This is a genomic window from Solwaraspora sp. WMMA2080, assembly GCF_027497395.1.
Lineage (GTDB): Bacteria > Actinomycetota > Actinomycetes > Mycobacteriales > Micromonosporaceae > Micromonospora_E.
This window is the reverse complement of record NZ_CP114910.1, coordinates 4,386,780-4,404,630: the sequence shown is the minus strand read 5'-3', so window position 1 is coordinate 4,404,630 and position 17,851 is coordinate 4,386,780. Positions and strand designations below refer to the sequence as shown.

General features: G+C 72.2%; 13 protein-coding genes. 7 read left to right on the top strand and 6 right to left on the bottom strand.

From position 1 onward, the window contains the following. The 3 genes from O7543_RS19920 to O7543_RS19910 all read right to left on the bottom strand — a co-directional run bounded on the left by O7543_RS19920 (nucleotide 1) and on the right by O7543_RS19910 (nucleotide 4,858). On the bottom strand, nucleotides 1-1,230 hold the full coding sequence (locus O7543_RS19920; protein ID WP_281552447.1) for a hypothetical protein: 1,230 nt from the start codon (nucleotides 1,228-1,230) through the stop codon (nucleotides 1-3). Between the two features lie 134 nt (nucleotides 1,231-1,364). After that, entirely contained in the window at nucleotides 1,365-3,125 is a 1,761-nt protein-coding gene (locus O7543_RS19915) for a GTPase (protein ID WP_281552448.1), read from the bottom strand. Further along, nucleotides 3,122-4,858 (bottom strand): ABC transporter, encoded by a 1,737-nt coding sequence (locus O7543_RS19910; protein WP_281552449.1) that lies wholly within the window; start codon nucleotides 4,856-4,858, stop codon nucleotides 3,122-3,124. Before O7543_RS19910 ends, O7543_RS19915 begins: the two co-directional genes overlap by 4 nt. 345 nt (nucleotides 4,859-5,203) lie before the next feature. On the opposite strand from O7543_RS19910, the gene dnaK reads away from it, so the two are divergent. From dnaK to O7543_RS19890, 4 genes are all read left to right on the top strand, one after another. After that, complete coding sequence (gene dnaK, locus O7543_RS19905; RefSeq protein WP_281552450.1) at nucleotides 5,204-7,117, top strand: molecular chaperone DnaK; 1,914 nt, start codon at nucleotides 5,204-5,206, stop codon at nucleotides 7,115-7,117. A 67-nt stretch (nucleotides 7,118-7,184) separates the two neighbouring features. Further along, entirely contained in the window at nucleotides 7,185-8,153 is a 969-nt protein-coding gene (grpE, locus tag O7543_RS19900) for a nucleotide exchange factor GrpE (protein WP_348650027.1), read from the top strand. A gap of 181 nt (nucleotides 8,154-8,334) precedes the next feature. Beyond that, a complete protein-coding gene (dnaJ, locus tag O7543_RS19895) occupies nucleotides 8,335-9,558 on the top strand; it encodes a molecular chaperone DnaJ (protein WP_281552451.1) in 1,224 nt (407 codons plus the stop codon). Between the two features lie 7 nt (nucleotides 9,559-9,565). Next, nucleotides 9,566-10,033, top strand: coding sequence for a MerR family transcriptional regulator (locus O7543_RS19890; protein ID WP_281552452.1), 468 nt, complete (start codon nucleotides 9,566-9,568; stop codon nucleotides 10,031-10,033). A 587-nt stretch (nucleotides 10,034-10,620) separates the two neighbouring features. Here O7543_RS19890 and O7543_RS19885 read toward each other — a convergent pair. From O7543_RS19885 to O7543_RS19875, 3 genes are all read right to left on the bottom strand, one after another. Then, on the bottom strand, nucleotides 10,621-11,052 hold the full coding sequence (locus O7543_RS19885; RefSeq protein ID WP_123606516.1) for a hypothetical protein: 432 nt from the start codon (nucleotides 11,050-11,052) through the stop codon (nucleotides 10,621-10,623). Between the two features lie 117 nt (nucleotides 11,053-11,169). Then, entirely contained in the window at nucleotides 11,170-12,399 is a 1,230-nt protein-coding gene (locus O7543_RS19880) for a cation:proton antiporter (protein WP_281552453.1), read from the bottom strand. A 7-nt stretch (nucleotides 12,400-12,406) separates the two neighbouring features. Further along, complete coding sequence (locus tag O7543_RS19875) at nucleotides 12,407-12,907, bottom strand: cation:proton antiporter regulatory subunit (protein ID WP_278172676.1); 501 nt, start codon at nucleotides 12,905-12,907, stop codon at nucleotides 12,407-12,409. 136 nt (nucleotides 12,908-13,043) lie between these two features. Here O7543_RS19875 and O7543_RS19870 point away from each other — a divergent pair, with 136 nt between their 5' ends. From O7543_RS19870 to O7543_RS19860, 3 genes are all read left to right on the top strand, one after another. After that, nucleotides 13,044-14,201, top strand: coding sequence for a hypothetical protein (locus O7543_RS19870; protein ID WP_281552454.1), 1,158 nt, complete (start codon nucleotides 13,044-13,046; stop codon nucleotides 14,199-14,201). 111 nt (nucleotides 14,202-14,312) lie between these two features. Then, nucleotides 14,313-16,904, top strand: coding sequence for an ATP-dependent chaperone ClpB (gene clpB, locus O7543_RS19865; protein WP_281552455.1), 2,592 nt, complete (start codon nucleotides 14,313-14,315; stop codon nucleotides 16,902-16,904). 158 nt (nucleotides 16,905-17,062) lie between these two features. Then, complete coding sequence (locus O7543_RS19860) at nucleotides 17,063-17,845, top strand: hypothetical protein (RefSeq protein WP_281552456.1); 783 nt, start codon at nucleotides 17,063-17,065, stop codon at nucleotides 17,843-17,845. Nucleotides 17,846-17,851: the final 6 nt, after the last annotated feature.

Below are 17,851 nucleotides of genomic sequence, written 5' to 3'. Positions count from 1 at the left end.
TCAGGATCCGCCCTGCTCGTCGGCGAGTCGTTGCCGGTTGGCCTCGATCCAGGCGTCGAGCGCCTGCGGATCGTTGAGGTCGACACCCTCGGCAAGGAGTTGGGCGACTGCGGCCGTGGCGGGGCTGCGGCGCTCCCCGGTGGTGTAGAGACGGACGAACTCCGGCACCATCTCGGCGATCGCGGCGTCCATCTGGCTGAACGCCGCTGCCGGTAGACCGCGCTGCCGGCCGGCGTACGCGGACCAGCCGCGGACCACGCCGGGCAGCATGGCCGCGTCGTCGATGTCCAGCACCGCCCGGCGGTGCACCCAGTCCAGCAGGAACATGCCAGCCACCGCCGGGCTCCAGCGCATCGGGTCGGGGTCGAGCAGGCTCGCCGAGTGGTCGAGCACCAGGCTCAGGCAGAAGTGCAGCGAGGCGAGGTCGGCGTCGCCGGCCGCGTCCAGACCGAACCGCTTGGCCTCGGCAGACGCGAGGAACTCCCGCACCAGGACGGTCCGCCGGTCGGCGGGCAGCGGGTCGTCCGGCGCCAGCGCCACGGTCCGCAGCGGCGCGGGCAGTACGGCGAGCCGCGCGCCGACCAACGCCCGGTCGGTGGCGAGCGACCCCTCGCCGGGCAACTCGCCCAGCCCGTCGGTGATCGCCAGGTGCCGGCTCACCTCACCGCGCAGGACCCGGGGATCCTCTTCACGGAACCAGGTCAGCTCGTCGTTGGCGCACATCTGCCGGACCTGACCGAGGACCCGCTCGGCCGGACCGCCGACGAAGACATCCTTGGTGATGCCGATGTTGTGGTCGACCAGCGCCACCATCGCGTGTTCGGGGCCGCCGAGCTCGTCGTCGTAGGCGAAGGTGGCCAGGTACGAGGTCTGGTCGCCGTACACGTCGCCGTACGCGTAGCTGCCGGTCAGCCGGACCCGGCCCAACCGGTCCGACCAGGGCGGCGCGGTCTTGCCGACCTTCACCGCGGCGGCGCCCGCCGCCTCCGGCACCAGCCGGGCGAAGACGGTACGGATGGTGGTAGCGGCGGCGGCGCGCCGGCGGGTGGTGGCGGCGAGAAAACCGCCGACGAACTCCCGGACCGCATCGGCGCGGTCCGTCTCCGCCACCGCGTACACGCTGCCGAGCAGGGCGGCGCCGAGCATCTCCGCGTCGAGTGCACACTCCAACTTGGTCACGTCACGGGCGGCGGCGAGCACCGCTTCGTAGGGGGTTTCAGGCGTGGCCATGAATCGACCCTACGCCGTGCTGCGGCGGGTGGCATCACCTGTGCGTTACATGTCGGGCACGCCGGGCGGGTGGACTCCGGCCCCGTCCAGCCAGGCCGTGGGCCGCGCTCCCACCAGAAGACCGGACAGGGCCCTCAGCGGTGGGACGACCGAACGCGGTCCAGCGCGTCGCGGGCGTCGGCGTGCGCCTGCAGGATCGCCCGGACCGGGGCGACGACCAACCGGCGGGCAGTCTCGGCCACCACGTCGTACAGCCGGTCCTCGGCCCGTCTGCGGACCCGTCGGGCCGCCCACCCGGTCACCGGACGGATCAACAGACTGAGCAGAACCCCGCCGAGCAGGCCGCCGAGCAGCATCGCGGTCGGCACCGGCAGGACACCGACCGTCGGATAGTCGAGGGCCGGCAGACCCAGCGTACGGATGACGAAGCCGACCAGCAGCCAGCCGAGCCCGGCGGCGGCGGTGGCGGTGACCGCCCACTGCACCGCGCGGACCAGCCGCCACCACATCGGCTGCCGGTCCAGGCCCAGGTCGGCACCGCCGATCGCCCGGTCGAGAGCGTCCGGCAGCTCGGCCCGTTGCGACCGGGCGGCGGCGGTAACCGCCGCAGACCAGGGGGTCGGCAGCCGACTACCGGCCTGCTCGGCGAGGCTGCGTACGGCCAGATCGACCGCGGCGCGCTGCGCCGCACTCGGCGCCGGCAACGAGGTGACCGGCACCGGTCCACCAGCCCCGGTCAGCGACGGCGGCACCGGTCGATCGGGCGCGGTCACCGGCGCTGGTTGGTCGGCCGGGCCGGTGCCGCCGGTCCGGCCGGAGCCGAGCAGGTGCAGCCGTAGCAGCGGATCCGGCCGCAGCCTGCGCCAGGCCCGGGTGAGTGGCCAGCCGGTCGCGGCCCCGGCCCGGTGCAGGTACGCCGACTCGACGGCGTCGACGACGCTCGGCACCCCGGCCGCCGCCGCCAGCGCCAGGCTGAGCCGGCGCACCGTGCCGCGGTTGATCTCATCCTCGGCGCGTTCGTCGGCCGGACCGACCAGCTCCGCCAGACCGTCGGTGACCGTATCCAGGTCACCGGAGAGTCGACGCAGCGCCGCCTGCCGCTCGGCCACCGTGCCTTCCAACAGCCGGCGCAGCTCGGTCATCGCGGCCGGCACCAGCGCCGAGGTGGCCAGCAGCGGGACTCCGTCGAGCCCGTCGGCGTCGAGCAGCCGGCGCAGGTCGGCGAGCAGCCGGGGCAGCTCGGCCCGGTCCAGCCGGTCGGCGTGGTTGAGTACCACCACGGTGACGTCCCGGTTGCGATGGAACTCCCGCAGATAGCTGCGGTGGATCACCCGGTCGGCGTACTTCTGCGGGTCGACCACCCAGATCACCAGGTCGACCAGGCCGAGTAGCCGGTCGACCTCCAGCCGGTGTCCGTACTCGACCGAATCGAAGTCGGGCAGGTCGAGCAGGACCAGACCGTGCAGCCCGGCCTCGTCGGTGCCGTCCAGGGCGCTCTCCCGGACGAACCGGTGTCGGGGCAGGACCCCGACCCAGTCCAACAGCCCGCTCGCCCCGTCGACCGCCCCCCAACCGCACGCGTGCGCGTACCCGGTGGTGGGGCGGCGCACGCCGACCGAAGAGAGGTCCCGCCCGGCCAGCGCGTTGAAGATGCTGGACTTGCCGCTGCCGGTGGCGCCGGCCAGCGCCACGACGGTGTGCTCCCGGGACAGCGCCAGCCGGGCTCCGGCCCGCTCGACCAGGGTGCGGGCGGCTCCGAGCCGGTCGTCGGGAATCCGACCGTCGGCGGCGCGCAGGAACCGCCCGAGCGCGTCGAGCCGGTCGACCAGCAGGTCGGCGTCCACCCGTGAGTCTCCTCGGACCAGGTGTCGGACCCGGTCGACGAAGCCGGTCACGCGACCGCTCCCGGCAGCGGTCCGGTCGCGCCGGGCAGGGTGTCCGGCAACCGGTACGGCGTACCGCTGCTCAACCCGGCTGCCGCCCGGGCCTGCTCGACCTCGACGGCTGCGGCGCGCAGCCGGTCGCCGGGCGGGGTGGCCGTGGCGTCGACGGCCTGCGGCGGGACACCGGCCGCTTCGATCAGCCGCAGGTAGCGGCCGGCCTCCTCATCGAGCAGTGCCCGGATGCGGCGCAGCAGACCCTCCCGGGACCGGTTGGCGAGGTTGCGGATCGCCTGGTCGCCGAAGATCGCCTCGAGCACCTTCTGGGCGGCGACGGTGGTGCCGCCGGCGGCGGCGACCTCCAGCCCGGTCGGGATGAAGGCGGTCGAGGCGAAGACGGCGATCATGACGGCGAGCCCGGTGGCGTTCACCGCGTACGCGGCGGTGCGGGCGACGAACCGTTTGTCGCCGGCCTCGGCCCGGACCAGTTCGAGCACGTCGCGTTGCCAGTCGCGGACCAGTCGCTCGGCGCGTTCCGGCAGGTCAGCGGAGGGCTGGGCGAGGTCCGGGGTGAGTAGCGCGGCACCGGCCGGGTGGGTCCGCCAGGCGAGGTTCGCGGCGTCGGCGGCCTCGGTCGCCGCGCCCCTGATCAGGGTGACCAGTTGTGACTCGATCGCGGTCCGCAGCTGGTTGGCGGGTGCGGGCCGGCCGGTGACGGCGCTGAGCACCCGGTCGCGAAGCCGCCCCACCCTGGCCTCCAGTGAACGGAACAGTTCGCCGGTGCCGACGAAGTCCTGCCAGCGGCCAAGTACTTCGCCGCGGAGCAGCCGGCCGTCCTGCACCGCCTGCTCGGCGTTGCGGCTCGCGCTGCGGTACGCGGCGCGGACCCGGTCGGTCAGGGTGCGGGCCGCGTCGAGCTGGTCGTCGGCGGCGGAGGCCAGCCCTTCGACGGTCGGCGCCAGCGCGCTCAGCGCCCCGTCCAGGGACTGCCGGATCACCGCGGCGCGGGCGGCGGCGTCCCCGGCGAGCTGGCCGAACCATTCGCGCAGCGGTGCGGCGACGATTTCCGGCAGCAGTCCCTGGCCGCCGACCACCGTCTCGGGCACCACGAAGATCGGGACGTCGCCGAGGTCGTGGTCGGTGAGCATCTCCCGCAGGTGCGCGGTGATCTCGTCGACCGCCTCGGTCGGCACCCGGTCCAGGGCGAGCGCGACCATGGTCCCGCGCAGCTGCGCGGTCTGCAGCAGTTGCCAGGGAACCGCGTCGGCGTACCGGGCGGCGGTGGTGACGAACAGCCACAGGTCGGCGGCGGCGAGCAGTTGGACGGCGAGCGCCCGGTTGGCGTCGACCACCGAGTCGATGTCCGGCGCGTCGAGAAAGGCCAGCCCGGGGGGTAGCGCCGGCGCGGCGACGAGCTGCAGCGCGTCCGGGGCGTCGGTGGGGCCGGCGGTGCGGGTCAGACCGGGCAGCAGCTCGCCCTGCCGGAACCAGCTGGCGTCCGCCGGGTGGCTGACCAGCACCGGGGACCGGGTGGTGGGCCGTAGTACGCCGGTGGCGCTGACCCGGGCCCGGACCATGCTGTTGACCAGGGTCGACTTGCCCGCACCGGTGGAGCCGCCGACCACCACCAGCAGCGGTGCGTCGAGTCGGGCGAGCCGGGGTAGTAGATAGTCGTCCAGCTGGGCGATCAAGCCGGCACCGACCTCGCGGCCCTCCTCGGCCGAGGGCAGCACGAGAGGGTACGCCATAGCCGCGATTGCGGAGCGTAGTCGCTCGAGTGCAGCGGGAAGTGCGGGTGCGCCGGGGTTGGGCGCGGCCGGTCCGCCCTGCGTGGTCACGGGTAAAGCGTGCCCGATCAATGCATGCCAGACAACCTGAACCGGCCCGGCGTGGCTGCCGATGACACTGTGTGCGACGGGGTCGGAGGGGGGGATCGTTGCTGGTGAGGGTGTAGGTTGCGCGACTCCGACTCAACCTGACTTGACGGCGGCTGCGATCGTGGCAGTATTGAGTCAAGTCCACTCAACTTGTGGTGGGTGTACGGCGGGGCGGTGCCCCGGCACCTGCTCTACGAACGAAGCGAGGAAGCGACCATGGCACGTGCGGTCGGTATCGACCTGGGCACGACGAACTCCTGCGTCAGTGTGCTGGAGGGTGGTGAGCCTACCGTCATCGCCAACGCGGAGGGCTCCCGGACCACTCCTTCCATCGTCGCGTTCGCCCGCAACGGTGAGGTGCTCGTCGGCGAGGTCGCCAAGCGACAGGCGGTGACCAACCCGGACCGGACGATCCGGTCGGTCAAGCGGGAGATCGGCACCAACTGGACCGTCGACATCGACGGCAAGAAGTACACGCCGCAGGAGATCTCCGCCCGTACCCTGATGAAGCTCAAGCGGGATGCCGAGGCCTACCTCGGTGAGCGGATCACTGACGCGGTGATCACCGTCCCGGCGTACTTCAACGACGCGCAGCGTCAGGCCACCAAGGAAGCCGGCGAGATCGCCGGGTTCAACGTGCTGCGAATCGTCAACGAGCCGACCGCGGCAGCCCTGGCGTACGGCCTGGACAAGGGCTCCAAGGAGCAGACCGTCCTGGTCTTCGACCTCGGTGGCGGCACCTTCGACGTCTCGCTGCTGGAGCTCGGCGAGGGCGTGATCGAGGTCAAGTCGACCAGTGGTGACAACCTCCTCGGTGGTGACGACTGGGACCAGCGGATCATCGACCACCTGGTGAAGACGTTCCGTGGCCAGCACGGCGTGGACCTGGCCCAGGACAAGATGGCGATGCAGCGGCTGCGGGAAGCCGCGGAGAAGGCCAAGATCGAGCTGTCCGCCGCCACCACGACCAGCATCAACCTGCCGTACATCACCGCCGGCCCGGCCGGGTCGGACGGTGCCCCGTCGGCGCCGCTGCACCTGGACGTCACGCTGACCCGCGCCGAGTTCCAGCGGATGACCCAGGACCTGCTGGACCGCTGCAAGGGCCCGTTCGAGCAGGCGATCAAGGACGCCAGCGTCAAGTTGGCCGACGTCGACCACGTCATTCTGGTTGGCGGGTCCACCCGGATGCCGGCCGTTTCCGACCTGGTCAAGCAGTTGACCGGCCGGGAGCCGAACAAGGGCGTCAACCCGGACGAGGTGGTCGCGGTCGGTGCTGCGCTGCAGGCCGGTGTGCTCAAGGGCGAGGTCAAGGACGTCCTGCTGCTCGACGTGACCCCGCTGAGCCTGGGCATCGAGACCAAGGGCGGCATCTTCACCAAGCTGATCGAGCGCAACACCACCATCCCGACCAAGCGTTCCGAGGTGTTCACCACGGCTGACGACAACCAGCCGTCGGTGCTCATCCAGGTCTTCCAGGGTGAGCGGGACATCGCCGCGTACAACAAGAAGCTCGGCACCTTCGAGCTGACCGGGCTCCCGCCGGCGCCGCGCGGCGTGCCGCAGGTCGAGGTCGCCTTCGACATCGACGCGAACGGCATCGTCCACGTCAACGCCAAGGACCTGGGCACCGGCAAGGAGCAGTCGATGACGATCACCGGCGGCTCGGCGCTGCCGAAGGACGACATCGAGCGGATGATGCGCGACGCGCAGGACCACGCCGACGAGGACAAGCGGCGTCGCGAGGAGGCGGAGACCCGCAACCTGGCCGAGCAGCTGCAGTGGCAGACCGAGAAGTTCCTCGCCGAGAGCGGTGACAAGCTGCCGTCGGACTCCCGCGACCAGATGAACGACGCGCTGGGCGAACTGCGTGGCGCGTTGGCCGGCAGCGACATCGAGGCGATCAAGTCCGCGCACGAGAAGCTGGCCCAGGTTTCCCAGCAGGCCGGCTCGCAGCTCTACGCCCAGCAGGCCGAGCAGCCGGGTCAGCCGGGCGGTGCCGGCGGCCCCGGCGAGGCCGGACCGGGCACCGCCGGACCGGGCGCCGCTGGGGCGTCCGCGTCGGGTGGTGCCGCCGGCGGGCCGGACGACGTGGTCGACGCGGAGATCATCGAGGACGACAAGAAGTGAGTCCTCGTCGAGGCCGAGGACCAGCGATGATCTTCCCTCGAACCGCCGCACGGAGCGAGGTAGCCACATGACGGAGAAGTCACGGGCCGCTGATCCGGCCGGCACCGGCCCGCCGAGGCGCCGCTCGGCACCGGTCGAGCAGGCGGACGGTGAGACCACCGAGCGCCTGGTGATCCGGGACAAACGCCGGATCGACCCGACCGGGACGCGGCCCCGGACCGCGCGGCACGCGGCGGCCGAGCCGACGGGTGCGGCACCCCCCACCGACCATCGTCCGACCGGGCGGCACGCCCGGTCGGGCACGGAGGAGGAGCCAGTGAGCGGGAAAGCCGACGACAGGTCCGCGGACGGGTCGGCCGCCAGCGAAACCGGAAAGGACGAGCCGACCCGATCCGCGACCGAGAACCGATCCGCGACCGAGAACCGATCCGCGACGAGCACCGGGTCCGGCGCCGACCGGGCAGTTCAGCCCGACTCGTCGGACACCGCCGTCGTCGACGAACCGGTGGCCGGTGAGCCGGTGGTCGGCGAGGTGGTGGAGCCGGCACCGGAGTCGGACGCCGAGGAGGCGGCCGGGGGCGCAGCCGGTTCCGGTCCGCTCGGCGCCGAGCTGGAGGCACTCCGCGCCGATCTCGACGAACGCACCCGCGACCTGCAGCGGGTGACCGCCGAGTACGCCAACTATCGCAAGCGGGTCGAGCGGGACAAAGGGGTCGCCGCCGAGCAGGCCACCGGTGCGGTCCTCGCCGCGCTGCTGCCGATCCTGGACGACCTGGACCGGGCGCGGGAGCACGGCGACCTGGTCGGCCCGTTCGGCGCCGTGGCCGAGCAGCTCGGCGCGGCGCTGAGCAAGTTCGGACTCACCGCCTTCGGTGAGAAGGGCGACCCGTTCGATCCCACCCAGCACGAGGCGGTCGCCCACCTGACCTCCGCCGAGGTCACCGAACCCACCTGCGTCGACGTGATGCGGCGGGGCTACCTGCTCGGGGACCGGCTGCTGCGGGCGGCGCTGGTCGCTGTCGCAGACCCGGAATGACCGCCGCCGGTGGTCCACCGGCGAACATCACGGCCGGCGGCGGGACGTGGAGCGCGTCCCGCCGCCGGCACCGCGCTACCGGCCGCCGCGCGTCGGCCGGGCCGGCAGTGGTCGGCCGGTCGTCCGGACGGTGCCAACGCGGTCAGGGGCGGGGTCCGGTGACGGACAGGAGGAGGACAGGGTGAGTTCCAAGGACTGGCTGGAAAAGGACTTCTACGCCGTGCTGGGGGTGCCCAGGACAGCCTCCGCCGACGAGATCAAGAAGGCGTACCGCAAGCTGGCCCGCGAGTTGCATCCCGACCACAACCCCGGCAACTCGGCCTTCGAGGAGCGGTTCAAGGCGGTCTCGGAGGCGTACAACGTGCTGGCCGACGATCGGCGGCGCAAGGAGTACGACGAGATGCGCTCGCTGTTCGGTTCGGGCGCGTTCCGCCGGGGGGCGCGTGGTGGTGGGCCGGGCTTCGACCCGGCCGACCTGTTCGGCGGCTTCGCCGGTGCCGGTGCCGGCGGTGCCGGGGACCGGCGGTTCGGTGGGGCCGGGTTCTCCGACATCTTCAGCTCGATCTTCTCCGGCGGCGGCGGGGGCGGGATGCGTACCCGTGGCCCGGCTCGAGGCCGCGACGTCGAGGCCGAGGTGGTGCTCGACTTCGGCGCCGCCGTACGCGGCACGACCTTGCCGCTGAGCCTGCGGGCACCCGGGGTGTGCGACACCTGCCATGGCAACGGTGCCAAGCCCGGCTCGGTGCCGAGGACCTGCCCGACCTGTGCCGGGACCGGGCTGACCACCCGCAACCAGGGGTCGTTCAGCTTCTCCGAGCCGTGCCGGGACTGCCAGGGGGTGGGCACGATCGTCGACGAGAAGTGCCCGGAATGTCACGGCTCCGGCGGGGTGACCAAGACCCGGACGCTGAACGTCCGTTTCCCACCCGGCGTGGCGGACGGCCAGCGGATCCGGCTGGCCGGGCGGGGTGAGCCGGGCGACCGGGGTGGCCCGGCCGGTGACCTGTTCGTGCTGGTCAAGGTCCGCAACGACGAGCTGTTCGGGCGGACCGGCGACGATCTCACCCTGACCGTGCCGATCACCTACGCCGAGGCGGTGCTCGGCACCGACCTGCGGGTCCCGACCATGGACGGCGCCGTGACGCTTCGGGTGCAACCAGGTACGCCGAGTGGGCGTACCTTGCGGGCACGTGGCAAGGGCGTGCCCCGTCGGGACGGCACCACCGGTGATCTTCTGGTGACCGTCGAGGTCGTCGTTCCGGCTACCGTGGACGAGTCGGCACGGGCCGCCCTGCGGACCTTTGCGGAGCACACCCCCGCTGCCGACCGGGAACGTCTCGCCGCCCGGCTGCGTCGCAACGAGGAGCAGGCCGCCGGGTCGCGGCGAGGGACAGACGGGAGGTGAGTGAGGGGTGGACGACGAGCTGCTGATCACGTTCGAGGCCGCCTCCGACGCCAAGGTCCTGATCATCTCGGTGGCGGCGCGGATGGCCGGCATGCATCCGCAGACGCTGCGCCAGTACGACCGGCTGGGCCTGGTGCAGGCCGGCCGGGCGGCTGGCGGCGGCCGCCGGTACAGCGTCCGGGACGTGGTGCTGCTGCGCGAGGTCCAGCGGCTCAGCCAGGACGACGGCGTCAACCTGGCCGGCATCAAGCGGATCATCGGGCTGGAGCAGCTCGTCGGCGACCTGCAGCAGCAGGTTGACGGGTTGCGCGCCGAGCTGGCCGAGGCGTACCAGCGGATCGCCGAGCTGGAGTCGGTCGGCCCGTACCCGCGACGTGACCTGGTCCCGACCAGCCGCACCTCGACCGCCCTGGTGGTGTGGCGGCCGCAGCGCCGGGACCGGCCGGCCCGCCCAGGTTCCGGGCAGACCGGCTAGCCGACCCTGCGGACCGGCCACCAGGCGCGGTGACCGAGCAGGCTCAGCAGCGCAGTCCATCGACAGGCCGAACAGCACGGCGAAGAGCAGCATCGGCACCACGGACATGATCGGTACCGGGCGGTCGACACCGATCAGCCCCAGTCCCCACCCCCATTGGAAGATCACCACCAGTACGCCGTACGCAGTGCCGATGGACAGCAGCGCCAGCACCGCGGCCTTGACCGCGATCAGCGGTGCCCGGAACATCGCCACCAGCACCTTTTCCGACCAGCTGTTCGCCCGGCTGGTACCGGTCCGGGTCCGGATGATCCTGGCCAGCCCGGCGCTGCAGGGCTACGCGCTCCGGCTGCTGCTCAGCGGACAGACCGAGCCGGCCCGAGGGCTGCACGAATCCTTCCCGGACGAGCTCGACGAGGTCACCGCCGCCGCGATGGTGGGATCGTTCGTCGGCGCGCTGGTCGCGGTGATGATGCAACTCCTCACCGAGCTGCCCGAGCCGGAGCGGGCGATCCTGGTCGACCGGGACCAGCTGCTGGCCGGCCTGCAGCGGGCGATGCAGGTCGCGGTCGCGGGACTCGCGGATGCTAGCTCAGCCGGCGGGACTTGCGGACCAGGCCGCCCTCGCACCAGTCGTGGTAGTCGAACAGCTGCGGCTTGGCCAGCAGCACCCGGGTGTTGTGCGCCCAGACCGACATCAGCTCGTCGCCGTCCTGCTCGGCCTGCTCGACCAGCTTGCGCAGCCGCCGTTTCGGGTGGGCGCGGAAGTTGGTCCGGATGCCGTCCGCCGCGTAGATGTAGAGGCAGTGCAGCGCGAACCGGCGGGCCGGACAGGTCGGATCCATCGCCAGGTCGAACAGCGTGGTGATCAGCCGGTCACCGGAGACGAGCAGGTCCCAGTCCTGCGGCATCGACTGCAGCGGGACCGAGTCCGGCTGGTACGCCCAGGCGCGCAGCTCGGCGGGCGCTGGGTCCACCGGGTTGGCGAAGCCGCGGAACGCCGACTCTTGCACGCTCAACGGGGACCCTCCCGTTCGCGGCCGACAGGGCACAACCGGCCCTGGGCCTACCACTAGCTACTGCCGCGCCACGGTAGCGTGTCGGAGGGTGATCGGGGAAGTCCCTGGTAATGCCTTTCACGAAGCCGGTACGTGTTGGTCCGCTCCCGTCAGGTGATTTCCGCTGGCCGCGAGGGGTGCGGGCCGCCCCCGCAGCCGATGCTTGAACCAGCGGGAATCCGGAATCCGGGCCAGCACCGGTCCGGTTACCACCGTGATCAGCACGTACGCGGTGGCCAACGGCGCGAGCGCCGGCTCGATGCCGGAGCTGGCGACCGCAAGGCCGGCGATCACGATGGAGAACTCCCCACGCGGCATCAGCGCCAGCCCGGCCCGCCACCGACCGGGAGCGGCGATGCCGGCCCGCTTGGCGGCCAGGTAGCCGGTCAGCACCTTGGTGCCCATCGTCACCACCGCCAGGCCGAGGGCCGGCAGCAGCACCGGCGGGATGTCCCGGGGGTCGGTCACCAGCCCGAAGAAGACGAAGAAGACCGCGGCGAACACGTCCCGCAGCGGGGTGAGCAGTTCGGTGGCGCTGTGCGCCACCGGCCCGGACAGCGCGATGCCGACCAGGAACGCGCCGACCGCCGCGGAGACCTGCAGTTCGGCGGCGATCCCGGCGACCAGCAGGGTCAATCCGAGTACGCCGAGCAGCAGCGCCTCCGGGTCGCGTACCGACAGCAGAGCGGAGATCCGGTGGCCGAACCGGACCGCGACCAGCAGCACGACGGTGACCGTGGTGACCGCCACCGCGACCGCGAGGCTGCCGGCGGCGAGCCCGGCGCCGATCAGCACCGCGCTGAGCACCGGCAGGTAGAACGCCATCGCCAGGTCCTCGACGACCAGGATCGACAGGATGACCGGCGTTTCGCGGTTACCCAGCCGGCCCAGGTCGCCGAGCATCTTGGCGATCACGCCGGACGACGAGATCCAGGTGATCCCGCCGAGCACCACGGCGGCGGTCGGCCCCCAGCCGAGCAGCAGGGCGAACGCGACTCCCGGCAGCGCGTTGAGCAGCGCGTCGATCAGGCCCGCCGGTGCCGCCCGGCGCAGGTTGCCGATCAGCTCGCTCGCCGAGTACTCCAGCCCGAGCATCACCAGCAGCAGCACCACGCCTATCTCCGCCCCGACGGCGAAGAAGTCCTGGATGTCGTGCAGCGGGAGCAGGCCGCCGTGACCGAACAGCAGCCCGGCGAGCAGGTAGAGCGGGATCGGCGACAGCCCGTAGCGCCGGGACAGGCGGCTGAGCAGACCGAGGAGCAGCAGCAGCGCGCCGAGTTCGATCAGCAGCAGTGCGCTGTCGTGCATGGCCGGGTCAGCCGGCCGGGTCGTCGTTGGCGAGGATGCCGCCGACGCCGTCCAGCCCGGACCTGGTGCCGACGACCACCACCACGTCGCCGGCGGCGAACCGGAACTCCGGCCCGGGAGAGGCCAGCACCTCCCGGTTGCGCAGCACCGCCACGATCGACGCCCCGGTACGGGTCCGCGTCTTGGTGTCGCCGAGGGTACGGCCGACGAACGGCGAGCCGGCCGAGATCGGTACCTGCTCGGTGAGCAGCCCGGCGGCCTGGTCGCGCAGCCCGGCGAGCTGGCTGAGCATCAGCGACGCGCCGAGGATGTCGGCGAGCGCCTCCGCCTCGTCGTCGGTCAGCGGGATGTCGGCGTCACAGGCGTCCGGGTCGTCCCGGTCATACAGGACGAGGTCCCGACGCCCTGACCGGTGACTCACCACACCGATCCGTCGGCCTGACTCGGTCATCAGGTCGTGGCGTACCCCGATGCCGGGCAGGTCGACCTGTTCCACACGTGCGCGCACACCGTCCACGCTACGCCGCCTAAGGGCAGACGGTCGCGCCGCGTCCCGGCAGACTGGTGCGGACGCGGTGCCGAATCGGCCCAGGCGTGGTCGCCGGACCGGGCGGTCGTGGGGCGCGGACGGAAGGAGAGGGTGGATGCGACGTCGGGCAGGCGGGTCCATCACGGCCATCGTTCTGTCGGCCCTGCTGATCCTCACCGGGTGTTCGATCGGCGACATCCGCCGGCCACCTCCAGACCGCGCGGCCCCGTCGACCGACGCGACGGTGCCTGTCGGTGGGCCCGCCGTCGAGGTCCGCCCGATGCGGGTGCCGGCCGGCTACGCCGCCCCATTCGTCGCGTTCGACGACGCCAAACACGGGTACGCCTACTTCCACGGATGCGACACGTCGGTGGGCGCCGGGGCGCCGGCGAGTTGCCCGGCGGTGCTCTACGCGACCGCCGACGGCGGCCGGTCCTGGCAGCACCGGGAGCACCCGGACCCGGCGGTGGCGGAGCATTCGATGCTGGTCGGCCACGGCAGCCTGGTGCTGTCCGCCGACGCCGCCTGGTACCGGTCGCTCGACGGGGGTGTGACCTTCACCCGGGGCAACGGCCCGGACGGGTCGATGCCGCCGGAGTTCGCCGCCGTGCACGGGCGGTACCAGGTGTGCTGCGGCTCCGACGGTGTCGCCCGGGTCGGCGAAGCCACCCAGGTGGGGGTGAAGCCGTTGGCGCAGCAGCCGCCGATCCCGGTCGTGCAGACCGTCGGGTACATCGGCGACAAGTTGACCGTCGCCGGGCTGCACGACGGCCGGCTGCATGTGGCGTTCGGCGCGCCGGTGGCGACTGACGATGACGGTGGCGGTGGGCCCGGGGTGCGCTGGCTGTGGCGGACCGACGCGGTCACCGTCGCGGATCCGGAGCGGATCCGCCAGTTCGTCGTAGAGACGACGCCGTCGGGCGGTTACTGGCTGATCGGCGAGCCGGTGCCCCTGCCGGGTGAGTTTCCGCTCGTCTGGCGGGCCGATTGGGGTCGGCTGGAGCCGGTGCCGGTCCACGACCCGCCGCCGGACGTGATGTCGGCGCTGCCGGACGGTGGCCGGTTGCTGGTCACCACCCGTACCGGTGTCTGGTCGCTCGGCTCCGACGGCCGCTTCGAGCCGATCGACTGGCCGGTGCAGGGTGCGTACCTCACCCGGCTGCGGGACGCGACGGTGCAGGCGGTCCGACCGGACGGAGCGGTGCTGCTCAACGTGCGACAGCCGTCGGGTGCCGGGTGGGTGGAGATCTCCTGGGAACCGTACGGGCGGTAGACCGGTGCGGGTCGGGCTTCGGCGGTCGACTCGTCGATCGGAGTTGAGTGGAATAGACTCAAGTCTGGTGGTGTCCTCATCAGTGGACCAACCTGCCGTACAGGGGAGCACATGAACGCCGAACGCCTGACCACGAAGAGTCGCGAAGTCATCACCGCCGCGGTCGCCATCGCCAACCAGCGGGGCCATGCCACGGTCGAACCGTGGCATCTGCTGCTCTCCCTGCTGGACACCGGCGGCTCGACCGCCGCCGGCCTGCTGCGGGCCGTCGGCGCCAACCCGGTGGAGATCCGCCGGTCCGCCGTACGGACCGTGGAGAACCTGCCCGCCGCGCGCGGCTCCAGCGTCGCCGAGCCGAGCCTGTCCCGCGAGTTCGCCAACGCGATCGGCGCGGCCGAGCAGATCGCCCGCCCGCTCGGCGACGAGTACACCTCCACCGAGCACCTGCTGGCCGGGCTGGCCCGGGTCGGCGGGGCCGTCGCCGGGCTGCTCAAGGATGCCGGAGCCACCGAGGAAAACCTGGTCGCCGCGTTCCCGTCGGTGCGCGGCGGCGACCGCCGGGTCACCACCGCCGACCCGGAGCAGACCTACCAGGCGCTGGAGAAGTACGGCGTCGACCTGACCGCCAGCGCCCGCGACGGCAAGATCGACCCGGTGATCGGCCGGGACGCCGAGATCCGCCGGGTGATCCAGGTGCTGTCCCGGCGTACCAAGAACAACCCGGTGCTGATCGGCGAACCCGGCGTCGGCAAGACCGCGATCGTCGAAGGTCTCGCCCAGCGGATCGTCGCCGGCGACGTACCCGAGTCGCTGCGCGACAAGCGGCTGGTGTCGCTCGACCTCGGCGCGATGGTCGCCGGTGCGCAGTACCGGGGGCAGTTCGAGGAGCGGCTCAAGTCGGTCCTGGAGGAGATCAAGGGCTCCGACGGCCAGGTGATCACCTTCCTCGACGAGCTGCACACGGTGGTCGGCGCGGGCAAGGGCGAAGGCTCGATGGACGCCGGCAACATGCTCAAGCCGATGCTGGCCCGGGGCGAGCTGCGGATGGTCGGCGCGACCACCCTCGACGAGTACCGCGAGCACATCGAGAAGGACCCGGCGTTGGAGCGCCGGTTCCAGCCGGTGCTGGTCGGCGAGCCGACCGTGGAGGACACCATCGGCATCCTGCGCGGGCTCAAGGAGCGCTACGAGGTGCACCACGGCGTACGGATCACCGACGCCGCGCTGGTCGCCGCCGCCGGCCTGTCCGACCGCTACATCACCGACCGGTTCCTGCCGGACAAGGCGATCGACCTGGTCGACGAGTCCGCCTCCCGGCTGCGGATGGAGATCGACTCCCGGCCGGTCGAGGTCGACGAGATCGAGCGGGCCGTGCGCCGGCTGGAGATCGAAGAGATGGCGCTGGCCAAGGAGCCCGACCCCGGCTCGGCGCAGCGGCTGGAGCGGCTGCGCCGGGAGCTGGCCGACAAGCGCGAGCAGCTGACCGCGCTCAGCGACCGCTGGCAGCTGGAGAAGGGGCACATCACCCGGATCTCCACCGCCCGCGAGGAGCTGGAACGCCTCGGTGGCGAGGCCGAGCGGGCCGAACGCGACGGTGAGCTGGAGCGCGCCGCCGAGCTGCGGTACGGCCGAATCCCGGCGCTGCAGGGCGAGCTCGCCCGCGCCGAGACCGAGCTGGCCGCGCTGCAGGCCGACGGCGCGATGCTCAAGGAGGAGATCGGCGCGGACGACATCGCCGCCGTCGTCGCCGCCTGGACCGGTATCCCGGCCGGCCGACTGATGGAGGGCGAGACCGCCAAGCTGCTGCGGATGGAGTCCTCGCTGGGCGCCCGGGTGGTCGGCCAGGCCGCCGCGGTCACCGCCGTCTCCGACGCGGTCCGCCGGGCCCGCGCTGGCGTCGCCGACCCGGACCGGCCGACCGGCAGCTTCCTCTTCCTCGGCCCGACCGGCGTCGGCAAGACCGAGCTGGGCAAGTCCCTGGCCGAGTTCCTCTTCGACGACGAGCGGGCCATGGTCCGCATCGACATGAGCGAGTACGCCGAGAAGCACTCGGTGGCCCGGCTCGTCGGTGCCCCGCCCGGCTACGTCGGGTACGAGGAGGGTGGTCAGTTGACCGAGGCGGTACGCCGCCGGCCGTACTCGGTGATCCTGCTCGACGAGGTGGAGAAGGCCCACCCGGACGTCTTCGACGTGCTGCTGCAGGTGCTCGACGACGGTCGGCTCACCGACGGGCAGGGCCGTACGGTCGACTTCCGCAACGCGATCCTGATCCTCACCTCCAACCTCGGCTCGACGCTGATCAACGACCTGACGTTGACCGAGGAGCAGCGCCGCGACGCGGTGCTGGCGGTGGTCCGGGCGCACTTCAAGCCGGAGTTCCTCAACCGGCTGGACGACATCGTGGTCTTCGCGATGCTCAGCGGCGCGGAGCTGCGGTCGATCGTGGACATCCAGCTGGACCGGATGCGCCGGCGGTTGGCCGACCGCCGGCTGACCCTGGACGTCGACGACACCGCCCGCAGCTGGCTGGCCGAGCACGGCTACGACCCGATCTACGGAGCCCGGCCGCTGCGTCGACTGGTCCAGTCGGCGATCGGCGACCAGTTGGCCAAGGCGCTGCTGGCCGGTGAGATCCGCGACGGCGACACCGTCCGGGTGCAGCTCGCCGACGACAAGGAAGGGCTGGCGGTGCAGGCCGGCTGACCAGCATCGATGTATGTCGGTGAGTGCCGTCGATCGCTCTGCTCGACTGCGAGGCCGGGTTCGGCGACGAAACGCGAGGTCGACGCGGCGTCCGTTTGCCCCGTGTCACTGGCGGGGTACCGCTACGGTGATCTTCCGAAGCTTCGGGAAGGAGAGCCGTGTCGGATCCGAATCCGGCCGCGCCACCGGTCAAGGCGCGGCCGAGCACCGTCACCATTTCGAGTTACCTGCTGTACCTGATCGCCGCGCTGCAGGTCGTCGGCCTGATCGTCGCGCTGTCGGTGATGGGCACGATGCAACAGGTCTACGAGGACGCCTACGCCGGCACCGACATGGAGGCCATCAGCAGCCTCACGACGATCTCCCTGATCGCCGGCGCGATCTTCGGCCTGCTGATCGCCGCCGGCCTGGTGGTGCTGGCTCTGCTCAACAACCGGGGCAAGAACCCGTCTCGGATTGTCACCTGGGTGCTCGGTGGCATCTTCCTCTGCTGCTCCGGGGGCGGGCTCGCGCTCGGCGCGGCCGGCAGCGCGTTGCCCACCGGCCCGACCAGCACCGACCCGAACATGCCGGACCCGGCGCAGGTGCAACGGGATCTGGAGGCCGCGCTGCCCGGCTGGTATGAGCCGGCCAACCTGTTGCTCGGCGTCGTGACCGTGCTGGCGCTGCTGACCGCGCTGATTCTGCTGGCGCTGCCGCCGTCGAACGACTTCTTCCGTAAGCCCGCCGTCGCCTGGGAGCCGCCGGTGCCGGGCGGCGGGTACGGCGTGCCGCCGATGCCGGGCGGCGCCTACCCGAGCTACCCCGCCGCTCCCGGCACACCACCGGCCGCCGGCCCGCCGCCGGCCACCCCGCCCGGCCCGCCGCCGGCACCAGGTGCGCCGCCAGCTGCCGGACCGTCGGAGAATCCGCCGGGCAACCCCCCGCCGCCGACCAGCTGATGATCG